Raw genomic sequence first — 17,208 nt, 5'->3', positions numbered from 1 at the left:
CACAATCAGAAGTTGTAACCCACAACCAGGTAGTAGCCAAAGCCGTTAGATTTGACGTGGAACGGACCGTTGCCGAAGTTCAGCTCGGTGCCATCGTTCCACTGGCCGCCGTTGTGGAAGTAACGCGCCACGAACGAGTAGTGCCAGTGATCGTAACCCAGTGACAGAATATGGCTGGAGGCGATAGAGTTGCTGGTACGCGCAGGCGCAGAGTTGTCGCCCAGATCGGAGCCCCAGTCAAAGTTGGTGAAACCGATATAGCTCAGGTTGCCGCCCCACAGACTGGTGATCGGCACAAAGTATTTCACCTTGAAGCGATAGCCATCCCACTCATTTTCGTTCGCGGCACCGTAGTTCGCCCACTGATATTTTGCGTAAACGTTCAGTGACAGGCCAACATCTGAATGCGTATCGATATCGGTACCCAGACCCATATACCAGGTGTTCTGGCGGTTTGCGCGGTTGTCGCCCATATCGTAGATATAGTTGTTAGCGAAATACCACTCTTTGAACGGACCAAAGCCCAGGTTAGTGCCGGTCAGTTTATCAATAGAGAAGCGAGGTTCGATTTCCATAAAGAACGGGGAACCGTTATCCCATGCGCCCTTGTCGTTACCGTTGCCCACGCCGAAGAATTTAGGCACATCGATGTAACCGTAGAAATCAAACCAGTCTTTTTTCGCAAAGGCTTCATATTCCAGGTAAACATCGTTGTTCAGCTGCGGTCCGAAACGGGTGTGGTAGCTGCCAACAACGTTAACGCTCTGGTGCCACCAGTCGGAAACGTATTCAGGGCTGCTCGAATCAGCGAAAGAGACGTTGGTATAAGACAACGCTGCCAGCGCACCAGCCATCATAATTTTATATTTCATTATATTACCACATGCTCAGAGACCATCCTCCGCAGCCAGCGCGAGGGTCAGGTTGGGTTAGTAAAGCCTTCAAAACGGGTACCGCCGCAATTGACGAAAATCCCCATCAGTAATGTTGCGGCAGTGTGCCGTTATCCGGCCATTAGGAAATAGAGATTGCTCACACTTGTCAAATTCTGTTTCATTTCAAGTCAGCTAAAGTGTGATGAATGTCACATAAATGTGTGTGGGATTAGGGAACTTTACGTTTTAGTGCCAATTCGCTCATTAAATCAGCAGTTAAACGTTTGCCTGTGGCGAGTTTTAGAAAAGGGGATCGCCGGTAGAAAAAAAGGCTGATGTGCTGAGGTTAACAATTGAAATGAAATATAACTTTTGATTATGGCTTTTCGGCGTGAAAGGTGGTTTTTTGCTCAGTTGCAGCGGTAATGTAAGTTGGCCAAATGCTGTAAATCGGCTTTTTGTGCCTCCCTGGCCAGTGCGGGAAAATCAGAAAACAGGTAGCGTGAAACTGGTGCAGGCAGGCGAGCCATTGAGCGCCCGGGGCGTATTTCAAGGCGGCCAAAGTGGGAAAGCTCAACGCCGTTAAAGCGGTCGGGCAACGTCAGCCAGAGCGGAGGAACACTTTCCGGTGCACGTGACGGCAGCCGCCGTTCACTAACATCGTAATTACGGTAGCGCAGCAGAAATTTATCCGGCAGGCGACAGGCACTGTTCCACCAGAGACGATCGAGCATATCGAAATGAAAGCGCGTTGCGGCGGGAGGCTCTGCTTCAAGCTGTTCCAGCGCCTGCGGGATCATCGTGCGCATGGCGTGCTGATAGCGAGACAGTGATGCGCCACCTCCCGCATTGAGTAGGTCGATCGCCACGCGGGCACCGAGCAGATTGGAATAGAGGTCTTCAGGAGAAAAAGCGGAAACGCCTTCGGAAAATCCCTTCACTGATTCAAATCCATACCACTGTGCCACCTCGTGCCATGCGGCAAGTTCAAATGCCAGATGCGCTGCCAGGAATACTGCCAGTCTGTAACGCTCAGTGGCACTGGCCGGTGGAGGATAGGAAAACAGCTGGATTTCGCGCTGACCTAACTCATCGCCCAGTTTCAGCGTTGTTGCCTGGCCTATCCGGGGCCAGATATGGCTGAACAGCCAAAGCGTGTTATCAGCGCTGTCGCGCAGATGGGCCAGATCGATGAAGCCACCCCGCCGCGTGTAGACGAGGCCGTTGTGTTCGCTGTTCAGGCCACTCAGCGTGCTCAACATGTCCATTACACCCGGATTGAAGTGGTGCTTGCCGATGTCTGTCGGGGCAACCACGTTATCGACCTGATACCACGGCACCGGTACGCCAAACAGTTTCACTTTAAGACTGTAGCCGAAAGCACAGCATGGCCTCAGGCTGTTTGGCTGCGGCAGTGGTCGCGTCAACAACCATACCTGCGGTGACTGACCTGCCGGAAGGCTGAGATCGGCCACGGGGATTATCGGATCATCAGGTTGCTGAGCCTGGCCGTTAGCGAAGAAAATGAATGGCAACAGCAGCAGTGACAGGCCGATAAAGCGGAAGATCAAAACGCCTCCCCGACCTGGAAGTAAAAACCTGAACTGTGTTGTCCAAGGCCATAATCAAGGCGGATGTTCATATTTTTCTTAAACTCAAAGCGGTATCCGGCCCCGACAGACGGCAGCCAGTGCCCGTCAAGAACCTCACTCGGTTTGTCCGACATACTACCGGCACCCAGCCATGCCACAACGCCGTGACGCCAGCTGAGTTTTTTGCGCCATTCCAGCTGGCTGGTCAGCATATTACGATTACGATATCGCCCTTCGTAGTAGCCGCGCAGATGATGACTGTCCCCCAGCAGCGACTGCATCGTCCAGGGGACGTGTCCGCTGGTAAAACGACTGTAGACCTCCCAGGCCAGCAGGTTGGTGCTATTTATGGCATGGTAAAGGTTGTACTGCGCGTCTAAAGCATCAAAACGATTATCGCTGGCAATTGCCGGACTGTAGCGGGTCCATGACAGGTTCAGCACCTGACCGCGCGACGGATTCGCCACAAAATCGCGAGAGTCATAGCTAAACAGCACGCTGGCTCCTGAGCTGAAGATATGGCGTGACTCATCCTGTTGATAGAAACTGCCATTGGTTTTGTGCTGCAGTGATGACGCGCCTTCATAGGAGAATGACCAGCCAACGCCGGCGTAAGTATGGTTAGCCAACTGATAGAGTATGCGTGGCACGCCGCTCAATTTTGTTGAGTCGTAGGACTGCTTTCCACGCTGTTTTCGTCCGGCGCGGTATCCCTCTCCCCAGTAGTGCAGCGGTCTGCGGCTGAGGTCGCCGGACAGGTAAAAACGCCAGCTGTCATTATCGATAAAGGTGTAATTCTCATAGCCGATGCCGAAGGCACCTGTAGAGCTGGCAAATCCGGTAAAGGAGAGTGAGGAGAGCGGCGTATCGCGCTGGCGGTCGTCCGGCCGGTAAAGACCGACCGCCGCCACCCCGACGCCGACGCCCAGTTCCGGGGTATAAAAAGGGCCGGGAACAATTCCCCAGTCAATGGTTTTACGCATGTCGGCTTTACGGTCCGCCCCCAATTTATTCAGAAATCGGTCGATTTTTTCCCGGTTGGGGAATACGTTGGCCTGACTTACGGAGGGTAGAGTCATCAGGCCACAGAGCAGGAAGGTTTTAAACTGCATATTCAGAAACGAAACTCTCCGCCGACCATAAAGCTGTTACGGTTGGAAAAGCCCACTTCACTGGTGATATTAAAGTTTCGGGTTAGCTCATACTGCCCGCCGACCAGAATATTCCACGGCGATTTAAGATGCTGCTTAACCCGGAAACGCCCTTTATCATCGGCGTTAACGAAGTTGACCAGGCTGCTGAGCTGCGCTGGCATATGCAGGTCGCTGATATTCCCCCTGAAGTCCTGATCGACATCCTGATACATCGTGCCCACCCACAGGCTGGCATGGGTAACCGGAATGGAGAATCTCTCTACACCGGGTACGGTAAAGCGATAACCGACGCGTGGAGTAAAGGTAAACGCAGAAATATTACCGTCCAGAATGTCAAAATGCGTTTCGGTATAGTTGAAGTCCATGGTACCGAACCAGTCATGATAACCGTAGGCCAGCGTGGTGCCGCCGCCCCAGGTGGTGCCTTTAAATTTCAGCGTGAAATCCAGATCCTTCAGCTCTGGCGGGCAGCCTGCATCCGTAATGCAGGCACTGACGCTGGAAACGGAGCGCCCTTTGGTGTGCCCGACAATGCCGTAAACATTCATAAACGGAAACAGCCACATGTCCAGCCTGGCCGTATCGGTTTTACTTTTTTCACGAGTGTGCCCGACGAGAATATTAAACATATTATCGACCGGGATCGGGGTCATTCCGGGGAACAAGCTGGGGATTTTCAGATTGGAGAAATCGATACTCTTAACTTTGATATTCTGATGAATATCCATATGGTTGTAACCAATACCATAAGGATCGGGCAGATCGTAACCGCGCTCACGTAATTCCTTACCAAAGAAAGGCAGAGGGCCGGTTGTTTCACCAAAAAGATCCGGGGCTCGCTCCCTGGACGGCGTGGTGGTTACCACCGAGGGGGTTAGTGGGTCGCTGTGATAATCGTAAGAAGGTGCATCTTTTTCCATAATGGGTACGGCGGCTTGTGTGACCATGACGGGTGCTGAGCACAACAAAATACCGCAAAGCGTATACGCTTCCCTGCAGTAAACCTTTCTCATAGTTCCATTCCATTTGAGGCTATGCAATATATGCAATAAAGGACGCATCATAATTTAATAATACGTAATTTATTAAAACAGAAAATGCGACTGGTTATAGTTTTATGATTTTTATAAAAATAAATTCCCATGGTTTTAATTTATTAATTCTAAATGATTAGTCTAAGTCTTAAATATAATTCCGGGGGATGTTTTCAGTCTGTTTCAGGAAATGATGCCGGAATAAAACCACGAGCGGTTGTTCCGGCACCGGGCGAACATCATTCCTTAATAAACTGGCTCAGTAGTTGCAAAACCAACGGCAGTTCGGTCATACCGTTACGGCTGAGGAAATGTCCGCAGTCGGGTAGCGCGTAGAAAGGGGCGTTGAGCTGCTGACTGAAGCGCAGCGAGAGTACGGGAGGAACAATATCGTCGTTGAGTGATGCGATTACCGCGCGGTGTGGCACCCGTTGAACAACACGGTTGGCATCGAACGGCACCGACATAAAGGTGTCCAGCTCGGGCAGTGGGGGCACCGCTTCACTGAAACCCGCGACCATAATGACGCCGCCGGCATCCTGTCCGGCGGGCTGCTGATTCAGGTAGCGCAGGGCGGTAATGCAGCCCAGGCTGTGGCCAACGAACCAGGTTTGGTTGTCCACCTCGCCGACACATTCCGTCAGCGCGGTCTGCCATGCTTCCTTTTCGGGATGCTGTGAATCAGGTAGCGCCGGTACGGTAACCGTCATGCCCAGCGCTTCGGCTTCCGCTTTAAGCCAGTCAAACCAGTGGTGGTGCGGGCCTGCCGTGTAACCGTGAATAATAAATAAGCGGGGTGATGCCATTCGCTTTTTGCTCCTGAACGGTGGAATTCGTTCTACAGCATAGCGAGATAATGTAGCGAACTCACTTCCAACTCGATTTACCCTTCGCAATCACCTGTAACGGTTCCGCCCGCTGCTGATAAGGCTGGCGCAAAACAATGCGGCTGGCGAACTTATCAATGCCGATTTCATCCTCGAGCAAACGATCCATCAGATCCTGAAACAGGGCAATGTTAGGCGCGATGATCTTCAGCAGATAATCGTAACCGCCACTCACGTTGTAGCACTCCACGATTTCACGATACTTGCTTGCGCCCATCTCGAACTTTCGGAAGTCAGCGGGGTAGTGGCTACTGAGGGTGATCTCAGAAAACACCACGACGTTGCTGCCCAGCTTATCCAGGGCGATTTTAGCGCTGTAGCCCGTGATAACGCCGCTTTGTTCCAGCCGTTTGGTCCGCGTTAAACACGGGCTGGGGCTGAGGCTTATCGCCTCAGCCAGCTCCAGGTTCGAACAGCGTCCCTCGCGCTGAAGATGCTCGAGTATTCTGAGGTCGGCGAGGTCCAGGGATTTTGAATTTGACATAGAAGGACTATACCACAGGATTTAACTGCCCAGCGCGAGCGGCAGCGGCTTCCGTCAGCGCCTGGTCAAGCGCCCTGATGACCATGGCCGCCTGCTCCTCGCTCAGGATCAGCGGTGGGCGGATTTTGAGCACGTTGTGCCCTTTTGCGCAGGCGCTTAGCAGTATCCCCTGCTGGCGCATCCGGTTCACCACCTGGCTGGTCAGCCAGCGATCCGGGGTACGCGTGAGGCGATCGGATACCAGCTCCACGCCGACAAAAAGACCGGCGCCACGTACGTCGCCAATTGCCGGATGCCGCGCCTGAAGTTCGATAATACCATCCAGCAGAACCTTACCCACCTTGCGGGCATGGTCTATCAGCCCTTCACGTTCGATGGTCTGCAATACGGCTAAGGCCGCAGCGCAGGAGACGGTATTGCCTGCAAAGGTATTGAAGTAACGGGAGCGTTGGCCGAACTCTTCCAGCACGTCGGCTGTGGCCAACAGACCGGCAATCGGCTGGCCGTTGCCCATCGGTTTGCCCAGGGTAACGATGTCAGGAATGACGCCGTGGCGCTGGAAGCCCCACATATGTTCACCCGTTCGTCCAAATCCAGGCTGTACCTCGTCGGCAATAAACAGACCGCCAGCGCGTTTAATTGCCTCGACGGCACCTTTCAGAAAGCCTGCCGGACCCGGAAGAATACCGTCACTGGTGAAGAGCGAATCGACAATCAGCATAGCGGGCTTAATACCGTGGCGCTGCAAATCGGCTATGGCGGCTTCAACATCCTGCGTGAAGCGTTCATTCAGATCGACGCCTTCAGCATGATAATGGCAGGGGGCGGGGATCAGCCGTACGTGAGGGCCAAGGTCAACCGAGGTCCCGAGCGACGGTGAGAACTGAGAAACCGCGTCGGTAATACCATGGTAGGCCGTTTCGGTGACGATAATCCCGCTGCCGCCGGTGCGCATCTTCGCGATGCGGTACGCGAGGTCGTTCGCCTCGCTGCCCGTGCAGGTCAGCATCAGGTGAGCCAGTGAGGTTTCTGGAACCGTCGCCAGCAGACGCTCGGCCAGTTCAAGGATCGTGTCGTGCAGATAGCGGGTATTGGTCGCCAGGGTCTGAACCTGCCTGCAAATCGCCTCGCTGACCGCTGGGTGGCAATGGCCCAGTGAGGTCACGTTGTTGTAGACGTCCAGGAAACGGCGGCCATCGGCATCGATCAACCATGCGCCTTCGCCGCGCACAATATGCAGAGGATGTTCATACATCAGACGGTAGGCCGGGCCCAGAAGCGCATCGCGGCGCTGGATCATTGCGGTGGTCAACGCGCCGACGTCAGCACGGCCGGGGATATACGCATTCACCATATTCAGGTCAGTGGTGCTTTTCATTTATTTCTCCCATTTCGAATTTTAGACAGCAGCCGATCGCGCGCGCTATTGCGGGAAATCTCTGCCATTTGTGCCAGGGCTTCCCAGGCGGCGGGATTGTGGCGCAGGATATAGTCGCGATTATGGGGGTAGCGCGCAGCGCGCCACTCCGAAATCAGGGCGGTAATAAGATGGCGGGTTGCCATCAGGTCGGTCACGATCTCCTGCTCAGGCTCGGTAAGTGCCAGCGTGCGATGATAGGCTCCCACGAATTCGGCAGGCCCTTCGAACGGATCGGCACAGCCCGTCATATGGAAAGCCGCCGCGGTAGCCACTTCGCCAACCAGCGGCGCGTATAACAGATCGCCGAAATCAATAATCCCGCTGATGCGATCCGGCTCTTCCGGGGCGACGAGGACGTTATAGAGGTGGAAATCGTTATGTATCACCTGGGATCTGAGCGCGGGAAGAGAGGGCAGAACATGCTGCTTGAAACGCTTCATAAACTCTTCGGCAAGCCTGCGCCGATCGGGATGGATGACGCTTTCCAACTGCTCGTTGAGGCGATGAGCAGCCGAGACGTTCCACAGCAGATCGTGGCTGGCAGCAGAATGCGAGAATCCGTGCAAAGCCAGATTGAGCTGGGCCAGGCAGGTTGCCATGGAGCGACGCTGCCCGGGGGTGCGTTCCGTTTCCTTTATCTGTACCCCATCCAGATAGCTCAGCATCCGTACGAGGGTGATCGATCCGTCACGCCACGTTACGTTTTCACAGGAACGACCGGCCAGCGTCGGCACGACGCGCGGGATGGGCAGATCCGGTGAGGCGCCTGCAATATGGTTTAAGGCAGCAATCTGGAAATCTACAACTGATGCAGATTCAGATGGATTGCTGATCTTAAAGACATAGCGGTTCCCGTTTTCCTGTTCGATGCAGCAGTTCTGATCGCGTTCGGCGGTCAGCAACCGGGCCGTGCCCTCGATACCATACCGAGCAGCCACCACCGACTGTATCTCTGAAAGAGAGACGGCGGGCGCTGCAGTATTGAGTGCGGCAGCCCCGGACGAATGTTCTTTCAACATCATTTTCCTCTCTTCGTCATGCGGTTTCCCGGTAAGGATCACAGGCCCAGCAGGCCAGCAAGCTGACGGAAATCGGTTATCCGGCTGACGTCGTAACCGTCAACGCTGGGTTCATGTCCGCGATCGATAAATGCCTTCGCCATAAAGCCAAGATCGCAAGCCGTCATCAGGTCATAGCGGAAGCTGGAAGAGCAGTGCATCATCTCTTCCGGCCCACAGCCCAGCCGATCGAACATGTATTCGAAGATTTGCGCGCGCGGTTTGTAGGCACGCGCCTCTTCTGCGGTATAGACGGCGTGGAAGGGGGCTTTAAGGTGGGCGATGCTGTGTGGAATAAGGTCGACCATCGAATTCGACAGGATCACCAGAGGGATATGCCGGGCAATCCGCTCCAGCGTTTCGACTACGTGAGGATGAGGCTGCCAGGTTTTCACCGCGTTATACAGCGCCAGCGCGTCGGAGGAACGGTATTCAACGTTATGCGCCCGGCATGCCCGCTGGATGGCATTTTCGACCACCTGCAAAAACGGCTTCCAGTCACCTAACACTTCATCCAGACGATAAAAGCGGAAGCTGTCGAGAAAGGCGGGCATCTGCTGCTCCGCAACGCGCCCGGCAAAAAGTCCCTTTGCGGTCGGCCCCATTTCAAAATTAATAAGCGTGCCGTAACAATCAAAACTGATGAATTTTGGCTTAAAAATCATTGTATTAACCCTGTTGTGTGTTCGATTAAAAAAGTATATCGCTCCGTCCGAACACAAAAATTCATAAAATCGCAGAAATCGGGCAAGAAATTCTCCATTCTCAGCCACTCTCAGCATTTTTGATTTTCGTTATTATTACATTGTTGCATCGGGAGTATTGAACCGGCATCTGTGGCGGTTGTGATGGCGCAATTCAGCCAGACGTTCGGGTAACGTTGCTGGATTAAGTAGAAACAGAGGGCAATAAGAAAGGTGGCGATGAATGAATATGAAAATAGTGGGGAGGTCAGTAATTTGGCTTTTCAATTTTCATTTATCGATGTGGAATTATAGCCATCTAAAACAGGGTGTGTTTTTGTCTTCCTTATCACAATAAATATTAGCCATCTTATTCCGGGTCGTTATTGGAATGTTACCGTGGCTTAAGACTTTTTACCGGCGGCAGCAAATTAGAGCATTGCCAGATTATTGATGTTAAATTAATCCAGTAGCAACCCGGCTATGAATCCTCCCTATATTTGATGGAACAAAACTGGTGAAAAAGGACAAACATCTCAGAACAGGCAGCGATCCGCGTGCACTCTCGGATTATATTTCGCTGCGTGAAGAATTAATGAAGCTGTCTCATCCCGCCCGGCCCGATGTGGACTGGAAATATGCGGAATCCCTTTGCCTGAAACTGTTCGAAAGCAACGGTGTTGAACTACAGACTGCCGCCTGGTATCTGTTGGCACGAACGCATCTTGCCGGGCTGGCGGGCATGAATGAAGGTCTGGCGCTGATAAATGCGTTAAGTACCTATCAGTGGTCAGTGATGTGGCCCGGCAGCACGCATAACCGGATGGAAATAATTACCGCGATGAATCAGCGATTGCAGAAAGCTTTTCGAACGCTACCGCTGGTGAATCGCGACGATCTGGCTCTGCTCTACCAGACCGAAAAAAGCCTGAACGCACTGATGGAGGTGCTGGCGCGGCATGAGCTGAAGCAGGCCAGCCGACTGGATGCCTTACAGCAGCTGGTCGGGCAGGCGATTACCCGTCTTGAGAATGCACCGCATGCTGAAATCCCCGACTCGCCGGTGATACTTCCTCCGCAGGCCGTTCTCTCCGAATCATTAGAGAGCCTTGCCGTATCCGGCCCGCGTATTTACGTCGTGCATCCAGCTCCTTCCGAGGCCGCTGGCTCGGCAGGTGAGCGCTCAGATCCGTATCCGGGCGCTTTGAATAGCACATCACCTGGCGATTCCGGGCCGCTCCCCGTCGCCCTGCGCCCTGAAGGTGAGCTGTTCCGAGGCCGCTCGCGGCGCGCATTTCTCGCCGGGATGGCCAGCGCGCTGCTGATAGGTGGGCTGCTGCTGTGGGGCTGGCACAGTTTTACCCGGCCTTCTGCGGCACATCAGCAGTTCTCAGCCTCGTTGATGCCATTGCCCGAGCGGCTGACGGAGCAACAGCTGAGTGAACTTCGGCAGTCCGCGCCGCAGGCGGATCGCCATACGGATAAGATGCAGAAGCAGCTTAAGTGGTTAATGTCGCTGCCGCCGGGCTGGCCGGAGCAGTATAGCCAGCAATTAATGACTGAGGGCTTGGCGCTGTGGCCGGGTAATCCTGCGGCGTTACAGATGCAGCAGACGTGGCAGCGGCAGATGGAAAAAAATGCGGTACCGCTGGCGGCGCTGAGTAACTGGCATCAGGGAATGCTCAAGCTGCAGCAGTTGGCCGAGCGGCTGAACGGTCTGGATGAAAAGCGCGGTAAATATATGACCGTCAGCCAACTGAAATCAGACGTTTTTGCCATTACTCAGGATTTTAACCGCGCACCGCCCGTTGAGGAACTGCTGCGCCAGTTTGAGGCGGATTCGCCGGATTTACAGCACAGGCAGGTTGAGATGGCCCTCGATCGGCTGCAAAAAAGATATGTTTTGCTTAGCGGAAAAGCGTCCCAGGTGCGGCAGATTAAGCAGACAGCAAAGGGGGAGTAACTGTTATCCATTGTGGCGAATACGATTATCCCAATTTCATCCTCTGATGAATTGGGATAAATCTCACGAGGTTTTCGATGTTTTAACTTTATTGTTAACAATGCGTTTTTTGCGTTAATTAAAAATCTGCGCAGGTGTTTCTAACCTTCTCGCTCAATAGCGTATTTATGGATATATTATTATTTATGCAGAAGTATTTTTTTTGCCTGACTTGTAACCGGCGGAAGGGAGGCATATCATTCACGCCCCACAAAAACCGAACCACACGATGTCCTTATTCAAATGAACGATTTTTAAATCTTGTGGAAGGGATGCGTTTCTATTTGCGAGTCAAGTTAAATATAATATTTCGGTAAATTAACCATCCTGAAGCAAGCGTTAATTGGCTTTTTAGGATGATTTTGTGATGGGGAAACAACTGTGTTATCCGGTTAATATTGACTGCAAACCGAAGGATTCGGAAATTCTTCAAATCAGGGTTGAGTGTTAATGAGTCGAAAATTATTCAGGCAGGAAGCCGTAGACCATCAGAAAAGTTACTGGAACGGTCGGGTCATTTTACTGAGGGGCGTTTCATCCCTCGTCATTTCAGCATGCTGTCTGGCCTTTCTTGCGGCAGCGATTGCTATCCTCTGCTGCTTTAACTTTACCCAGCGCATTGACGTGGATGGTGAAGTGACGGCTCCCGGCGTCTGAGGCCGGGAGTCGTCTAAGCACGCGTCAGAACTTACCAGTTATCCAGAATGCGCTGGCGCACTTCCTGCGGATAGCCCTGTTCGAACGAAGCGTGCAGATGGCGGGTGGTTTGCAGCGTATCGAACACCACCTTGGCACCTTTACCCGCCACGTACTCCTCTTCTTCATAGCACTGTGGCAGGCGGATAACGCGCTGATCTTCAAACACCGCGCGGCGACCCACCGGATGCACGCGGGTGGAAAGTACCCATACCACCTCACGCAGATTGGTCGGATCGAAGTCGTCATCCACCACGTAGACCTTCGGAATAAACACCATTGCGCTGGTTTTAAACAGCACTTCACCAATGCGCTGTGACAGCTCTTCGCTGGACACACCCGGCAGCAGCTCGCGCCAGTTTTCCGGCATGACAATCAGCAGCCAGTGCACCGTTGAATCTTCCGGAATCCAGGCCGCTTTGACCGGCAGTTCCGCTTCTCTCAGATAGGTCAGCGCATCGGCCGCCAGCCCCATCGCCCACAGCGTGTGGGATTCATCGGTTGGACGGCCGGTGATCGACATCGGCCAGATCGGATCGTCACGGTAGGTAATGGTTTCCACATGGAAGGTGGGCTGTGCGGAAGAGCCGGAGCCAAGGTAGCCGCCGTACTCGCCGTACGGGCCTTCCTGACAGTCGCGGGTAATTGATACGTGCCCTTCAATCACAATCTCAGCGGTGGCCGGTACATCGAGATCGATGCTGACCGCTTTCACCACTTCGACGGGCGCACCGGCCAGCGTGCCGATGTAATCCGCTTCGTCGGCGTGTGCCGGGATCGGAATACCGGAAACGCAGGAGATCGCCGGGGCAGGGCCCTGTACCAGTGCGTATGGCATCGGCTCACCGATCTTCACCCACTCCGCCCAGATCTGGCCAATATGCTGGCTGGGAACGATCAGACCGACCATTCTTTTCCCGTCAACCTTCATCACGCGAGCGATGGACCAGTTCACCCATTTCCCGTCCGGGGTTTTCACAATCAGCGTGCCCCAGGTATTGGCGTAGCGACCGCCATCCTTGTCGTGAGCAAACGGAATAGGGAAGCGGTCGAGGGTGGCCTGTTCGCCGCGCAGGATGTTCTGCTGGCACGGCGCGGCGGCAGACTCTACACGTACCGGCGGAATGCCAGGCTTGTGACGGGCGGCCGACAGCGCTTCAACGATCTCCAGGCCGGTGGATTCCGGCGCAAGGCCCAGCGACATTGCCACGCGGGCATACGGCATATCGCTGCGTGAAGAGAGCGATGCCGGTGCGCCAAACAGGCGGAAACCGGATTCTACCCCAGTGATATGATGAAACAGCGGAGCGGGGGACTGGATTTCGTAGCTGCGGCGGGTGATGGCACTTGGTTCAAAATCGCAGTCGACCTCGCGGGTAACATGCATGATGTCGCCCATGGCATCCAGCGCGTCGATAAAACTTCTTAAATCATCGTAATATTTCATCCGGCTCTCCTGATTCGTAGCGGAAGATGGCGGGCGTTAGCCCCAGCGTTTTGTGAGATCGTTATCAAGACCGAACTGATCGAGAATGCGCGAGACAAAATGATTGATAATGTCATCGATGCTGGCCGGATTGTTATAGAAGGCGGGCATGGGCGGCAGCATCATCGCGCCGGCGCGCGACAGCGCCAGCATATTTTCCAGATGGATCACGTTCAGTGGTGATTCGCGTGGCACCAGTACCAGTTTTCGCTGCTCTTTCAGCGTAACATCGGCCGCGCGGGCGATAAGGCCATCGCCATAGCCGCCGCGTATGGCAGCGAGGGTTTTCATGCTGCAGGGCACCACCACCATGCCGTCGACGCGGAAGGAGCCGCTGGAAATCGCTGCGGCCTGGTCGTGTTCGCTGTAAGTCCTGGAGGCGAGGGCGATAACGTCCTGTACACTGTAGGGTGTTTCCATTTGAATCGTGGCGCGGGCCCACTTGGAGATCACCAGGTGAGTTTCCACGTCCAGGTCTTTCAGTGCGGTAAGCAGGCGAACGCCAATTGCCGCGCCTGTAGCACCGGTCATGCCGACAACAAGCTTCATGTGGTTCTCTTTTGCTAAACTTTTGGGTTATAGTTTGAGTATAAACAGTTTGAGTTCGAACTATAAGATTATCGTTTTAAGGAGTCAAGACGGTCCATGTCACAAAATCCTGACTTAATTGTTGCTGCTCCTCTGTGGCCGCACGGCGACAGTTCGCTGATGCACCTTGTGCGCCGCGCCGGGCAGCACTCCACAACCTGCTGGGCGCAGTGCGTTGATACCGGTTTATCCGCCGTGCAATACGCCATTCTTGTGGTGCTGGCGGAAGAAACCTGCTGTGACCAGCAAACGCTGGGGAATCGCGCCGGGTTTGATAAAGCGACCGGCACCTATGTTATCGACCGGATGACCAAAAGCGGGTTAGTCAGCGTCGTTGTCGATCCGGATAACCGCCGCCGCAAGCTGGTGTCGATGACGGCCGACGGTGAAATCATGCTGGCACGGATGGTGGAACAGGCAAAAAGCGCAGAAAAAACCATCGCTTCCGGCCTGAACGAACAGGACATTCGCGATCTGAAGCGCCTGCTGAGCAAGCTGGGCGGATTACAGGAGCCCTGAGAATCATGCAGCAACAGATAGCGCCTGAACAAAACGGTGAATCCAAGCCCGATCTGACCATCGGCTTTCTGCTGATGAAACAGTTCACCCTGGCTTCGGTGGCGGGGCTGGTGGAATCGCTGCGCTTTGCTGCGGATGAATCCTTCTCCAGCCGCCAGATCTTCTGCCGCTGGGAATGGATGACCTGCGATGATCAACCGGTCACTGCCAGCTGCGGCCTGCCCGTGTCACCGACGGCGGCGCTGGATTTTTCCCGAAACTGGGATTACTTCGTGGTGGCCGGCGGGCTGCTGGAGGAGACGCGCCAGCCGCCGCAGTGGCTGCTGCATGCGCTCAGAGAGATCCATGCGCGCAATATCCCGATCATCACTCTGTGCAGCGGGGCCTTTGTGGCGGGTAATGCTGGTCTGCTGGACGGGCGACAGTGTGCGATTCACTTCACCACCCGCGATGAGTTTCGCCTGCGCTTTCCGAAAGCGATCCCGGTGATCGATAAAACCTACATCAAAGACGGCGGCATTATCTCCTGCCCCGGCGGAACCGCCATCGATCTGGCGGCCGATCTGATCCGCCAGCACTGTGGGCTGGTGCGATCGCAGAAGGTGCTGAAGTACCTGCTGGTGGACGACACCGCGGTGCCTGCCAGCCGGGCGAAGCAGAAAGAGAATCAGAACCCGCCGGACGTCTATGAAAACGACGTGGTTAACAAGGTGATCGAGCTGATGAAGCACCACCTCGATTCGCCGGTTCCTCTAGCCGAAGTGGCTGCTTTTGCCGGAGTCACGTTCCGCCAGCTAAACCTGATTTTTACCAAATGCACCAGCTATTCGGCGGCGGTGTACTGGCGGCGGATGCGGCTGGAGCAGGCGCGCAAGCTGATGGCCGACTCCAGCAACAGCATCAACGCCATCGCTGCCGCTACCGGCTTTGCCGATGCCTCACATCTGATCGCCTGGTTCCGCAAGCAGTATGGCGAAACGCCCAGCTCATACCGAAAACGCCGCAGGGAAGTGGAAAAGCTGATCAAGCCGTGAAAGCAGGGGCTGCGATGCAGCCCCGAGGTGAATTTACCAGGCGCTATTCTTGGACAGATTCGCTCTGGCCGAGGCCGCTTCAGGCCGCTCATCACTCAGCGAGGCGGCATCCTCCAGGCTACGCGAGGCGGTTTCCGGTGCCAGGAACCAGGACACAATCAGCCCCACGGCGGTGATCCCGGCAGCGATGTACATCGTTGCGCCAATGCCGATCGTCTGTAGCGAAACCGGGATCAGCCAGGTGCCGATCGCCGCCCCAATCCGCGACATCGACGTTCCGATACCCACCGCACCCGCACGGATCTCCGTCGGGAAGATCTCATTTGGATAGACCAGCTGCAGCACCTGCGCACCGCCGATAAACAGCGCGTAGGTGCCGAACAGCAGCAGGATCACCGGTGACGGCCCGTCGCGCAGCAGGCCAAGCAGCGCCAGCGCCAGGCCGGACCACAGGAAGCTTTGCAGCAGCAGTTTACGGCGTCCCAGCGTGTTCACCAGCCGGGTAGCGATAATACAGCCGATAACGAACAGCAGCGTAATCGCCACCGAACCGTAAGAGGCCCAGCCGCCGCTGAGGTGCAGGGCATCCAGCACCTTCGGCGCAAAGGCGTAGACGGCAAACACCGGGATGACCGAGCAGGTCCAGAAAATGGTAATAAACGCCATGCGCTTGCCGTAGCCTGAGTGCAGCAGGCTCCTGAACGACAGGTGCTTATTTTCCGACTGTGCGGGCAGATTTTTCAGGCTGAAGTCGTTGCCATAAACCTGGCGAATAACGACTTCGGCTTCGGCATGGCGTCCTTTACTGATGAGCCAGCGCGGCGATTCCGGCGTGCCTAAGCGGATCAGGAACAGCAGCAGGCCAATCACTGCGGTGCTGGCCAGCGTTATGCGCCAGGCTTCTGCCCCGCCAATGTAGAGAATCGCTTCGCCGGTCATATAGGCGGTGGCGGCACCGGCGAACCACAGAATGGTCAGCGTTGCGAGACACGGGCCACGGTATTTTTTCGGCAGAAACTCCACCAGAAACGCGGTGGCTACCGGGTATTCAATACCCACCGCCACGCCGCTGAGCAGGCGAAGAATAAACAGCATTTCACCGCTTTGTACCCAGAACTGGGCCAGCGAGCAGAGGATAAACAGCGTAGGGCCAACGAAATAGATCAGACGCCTGCCGAGGCGATCGGTCAGTACGCCACCCAAAAAGCCGCCAAAGAAGATGCCGATCAGCGCCGATGCGGCAATCAGCCCTTCCCAGAATGCGTTGAGCCCCAGCGCCGGGGAGACTTTGGTCATGGCGATGCCGATGATGCTCAGCACGTAGCCATCGACAAAGGAGCCGCCGCCGGAGCGAACGGTCAGTAATCGGTGGAAGCGGCTCAGCGGCACGTCTTCAACAGAAATATGAGCAGACATGGTAACTCCTGTTTTTTCTCCGATACCGTTGAATAAAAAGCACAACATAATGACTGTAATAAACATGAAAGCGAGGGATGCTTATTACGGTCACGGGGTTTATTACTTTTAATCACAGCATTAACGGGATTATTTTAAACCAGATAAATCCACCAGAATGTTATCCGGAGCAGGTTGTTTTCATTAATTGATTAATCAGGTGAACGGTTATTATCAGTTTTTTTATATTCTATAAATTCTCCTTCGGTTAAAGAGGATGGAACAGGAATTGTTTTTGTTT

Annotated in this window: 16 protein-coding genes; 4 read left to right on the top strand and 12 right to left on the bottom strand. The window is 54.5% G+C overall.

Annotated features, from left to right (window positions below; all coding sequences use genetic code 11):
* Positions 1-5: 5 nt before the first annotated feature.
* The 9 genes from IBT46_RS10790 to IBT46_RS10750 all read right to left on the bottom strand — a co-directional run bounded on the left by IBT46_RS10790 (position 6) and on the right by IBT46_RS10750 (position 9,169).
* Positions 6-872, bottom strand: a complete 867-nt coding sequence (locus IBT46_RS10790; RefSeq protein WP_200545661.1) for a nucleoside-specific channel-forming protein Tsx — start codon at positions 870-872, stop codon at positions 6-8.
* 413 nt (positions 873-1,285) lie between these two features.
* The gene (locus tag IBT46_RS10785; RefSeq protein WP_200545660.1) at positions 1,286-2,446 is read right to left on the bottom strand and encodes a DUF4056 domain-containing protein; all 1,161 of its coding nucleotides are present in this window, start codon (positions 2,444-2,446) and stop codon (positions 1,286-1,288) included.
* On the bottom strand, positions 2,443-3,546 hold the full coding sequence (locus IBT46_RS10780; protein WP_234480071.1) for a BamA/TamA family outer membrane protein: 1,104 nt from the start codon (positions 3,544-3,546) through the stop codon (positions 2,443-2,445). Before IBT46_RS10780 ends, IBT46_RS10785 begins: the two co-directional genes overlap by 4 nt.
* Before the next feature lie 35 nt (positions 3,547-3,581).
* Positions 3,582-4,568, bottom strand: coding sequence for a hypothetical protein (locus IBT46_RS10775; RefSeq protein ID WP_234480070.1), 987 nt, complete (start codon positions 4,566-4,568; stop codon positions 3,582-3,584).
* 326 nt (positions 4,569-4,894) lie between these two features.
* The gene (locus tag IBT46_RS10770) at positions 4,895-5,461 is read right to left on the bottom strand and encodes an alpha/beta hydrolase (RefSeq protein ID WP_200545657.1); all 567 of its coding nucleotides are present in this window, start codon (positions 5,459-5,461) and stop codon (positions 4,895-4,897) included.
* 61 nt (positions 5,462-5,522) lie between these two features.
* Positions 5,523-6,026 (bottom strand): Lrp/AsnC family transcriptional regulator, encoded by a 504-nt coding sequence (locus tag IBT46_RS10765; protein WP_200545656.1) that lies wholly within the window; start codon positions 6,024-6,026, stop codon positions 5,523-5,525.
* 7 nt (positions 6,027-6,033) lie between these two features.
* Positions 6,034-7,404 carry an aspartate aminotransferase family protein gene (locus IBT46_RS10760; RefSeq protein ID WP_200545655.1) on the bottom strand — a complete coding sequence of 457 codons (1,371 nt, stop codon included), beginning with the start codon at positions 7,402-7,404 and terminating at the stop codon, positions 6,034-6,036.
* On the bottom strand, positions 7,401-8,468 hold the full coding sequence (locus tag IBT46_RS10755) for a phosphotransferase (RefSeq protein ID WP_234480069.1): 1,068 nt from the start codon (positions 8,466-8,468) through the stop codon (positions 7,401-7,403). Before IBT46_RS10755 ends, IBT46_RS10760 begins: the two co-directional genes overlap by 4 nt.
* A 35-nt stretch (positions 8,469-8,503) precedes the next feature.
* Positions 8,504-9,169 carry a haloacid dehalogenase type II gene (locus IBT46_RS10750; protein WP_200545654.1) on the bottom strand — a complete coding sequence of 222 codons (666 nt, stop codon included), beginning with the start codon at positions 9,167-9,169 and terminating at the stop codon, positions 8,504-8,506.
* 535 nt (positions 9,170-9,704) lie between these two features.
* Here IBT46_RS10750 and IBT46_RS10745 point away from each other — a divergent pair.
* Together IBT46_RS10745 and IBT46_RS10740 are read left to right on the top strand one after the other, a co-directional pair.
* The gene (locus tag IBT46_RS10745) at positions 9,705-11,150 is read left to right on the top strand and encodes a VasL domain-containing protein (protein ID WP_200545653.1); all 1,446 of its coding nucleotides are present in this window, start codon (positions 9,705-9,707) and stop codon (positions 11,148-11,150) included.
* Between the two features lie 489 nt (positions 11,151-11,639).
* Complete coding sequence (locus IBT46_RS10740) at positions 11,640-11,846, top strand: hypothetical protein (RefSeq protein ID WP_200545652.1); 207 nt, start codon at positions 11,640-11,642, stop codon at positions 11,844-11,846.
* Between the two features lie 31 nt (positions 11,847-11,877).
* On the opposite strand, the gene IBT46_RS10735 is transcribed toward IBT46_RS10740, so the two are convergent.
* Positions 11,878-13,332, bottom strand: a complete 1,455-nt coding sequence (locus IBT46_RS10735) for a UbiD family decarboxylase (RefSeq protein WP_200545651.1) — start codon at positions 13,330-13,332, stop codon at positions 11,878-11,880.
* 36 nt (positions 13,333-13,368) lie between these two features.
* Positions 13,369-13,920 (bottom strand): non-oxidative hydroxyarylic acid decarboxylases subunit B, encoded by a 552-nt coding sequence (locus IBT46_RS10730; protein WP_105593158.1) that lies wholly within the window; start codon positions 13,918-13,920, stop codon positions 13,369-13,371.
* Positions 13,921-14,016: 96 nt separating this feature from the next.
* Between IBT46_RS10730 and IBT46_RS10725 the strand changes: the two genes are divergently transcribed.
* Together IBT46_RS10725 and IBT46_RS10720 are read left to right on the top strand one after the other, a co-directional pair.
* The gene (locus tag IBT46_RS10725) at positions 14,017-14,478 is read left to right on the top strand and encodes a MarR family winged helix-turn-helix transcriptional regulator (protein WP_105593159.1); all 462 of its coding nucleotides are present in this window, start codon (positions 14,017-14,019) and stop codon (positions 14,476-14,478) included.
* 5 nt (positions 14,479-14,483) lie between these two features.
* Entirely contained in the window at positions 14,484-15,512 is a 1,029-nt protein-coding gene (locus IBT46_RS10720; RefSeq protein WP_105593160.1) for a GlxA family transcriptional regulator, read from the top strand.
* A gap of 33 nt (positions 15,513-15,545) precedes the next feature.
* Here the strand turns inward: IBT46_RS10720 and IBT46_RS10715 are convergent, their stop codons facing one another.
* Positions 15,546-16,928, bottom strand: coding sequence for an MFS transporter (locus IBT46_RS10715; RefSeq protein ID WP_200545650.1), 1,383 nt, complete (start codon positions 16,926-16,928; stop codon positions 15,546-15,548).
* Between the last annotated feature and the right edge of the window lie 280 nt (positions 16,929-17,208).

Source organism: Erwinia sp. S38 (genome assembly GCF_016624545.1).
GTDB classification, from domain to species: domain Bacteria; phylum Pseudomonadota; class Gammaproteobacteria; order Enterobacterales; family Enterobacteriaceae; genus Erwinia; species Erwinia coffeiphila.
This window is presented reverse-complemented; position numbering and strand designations above follow the sequence as displayed.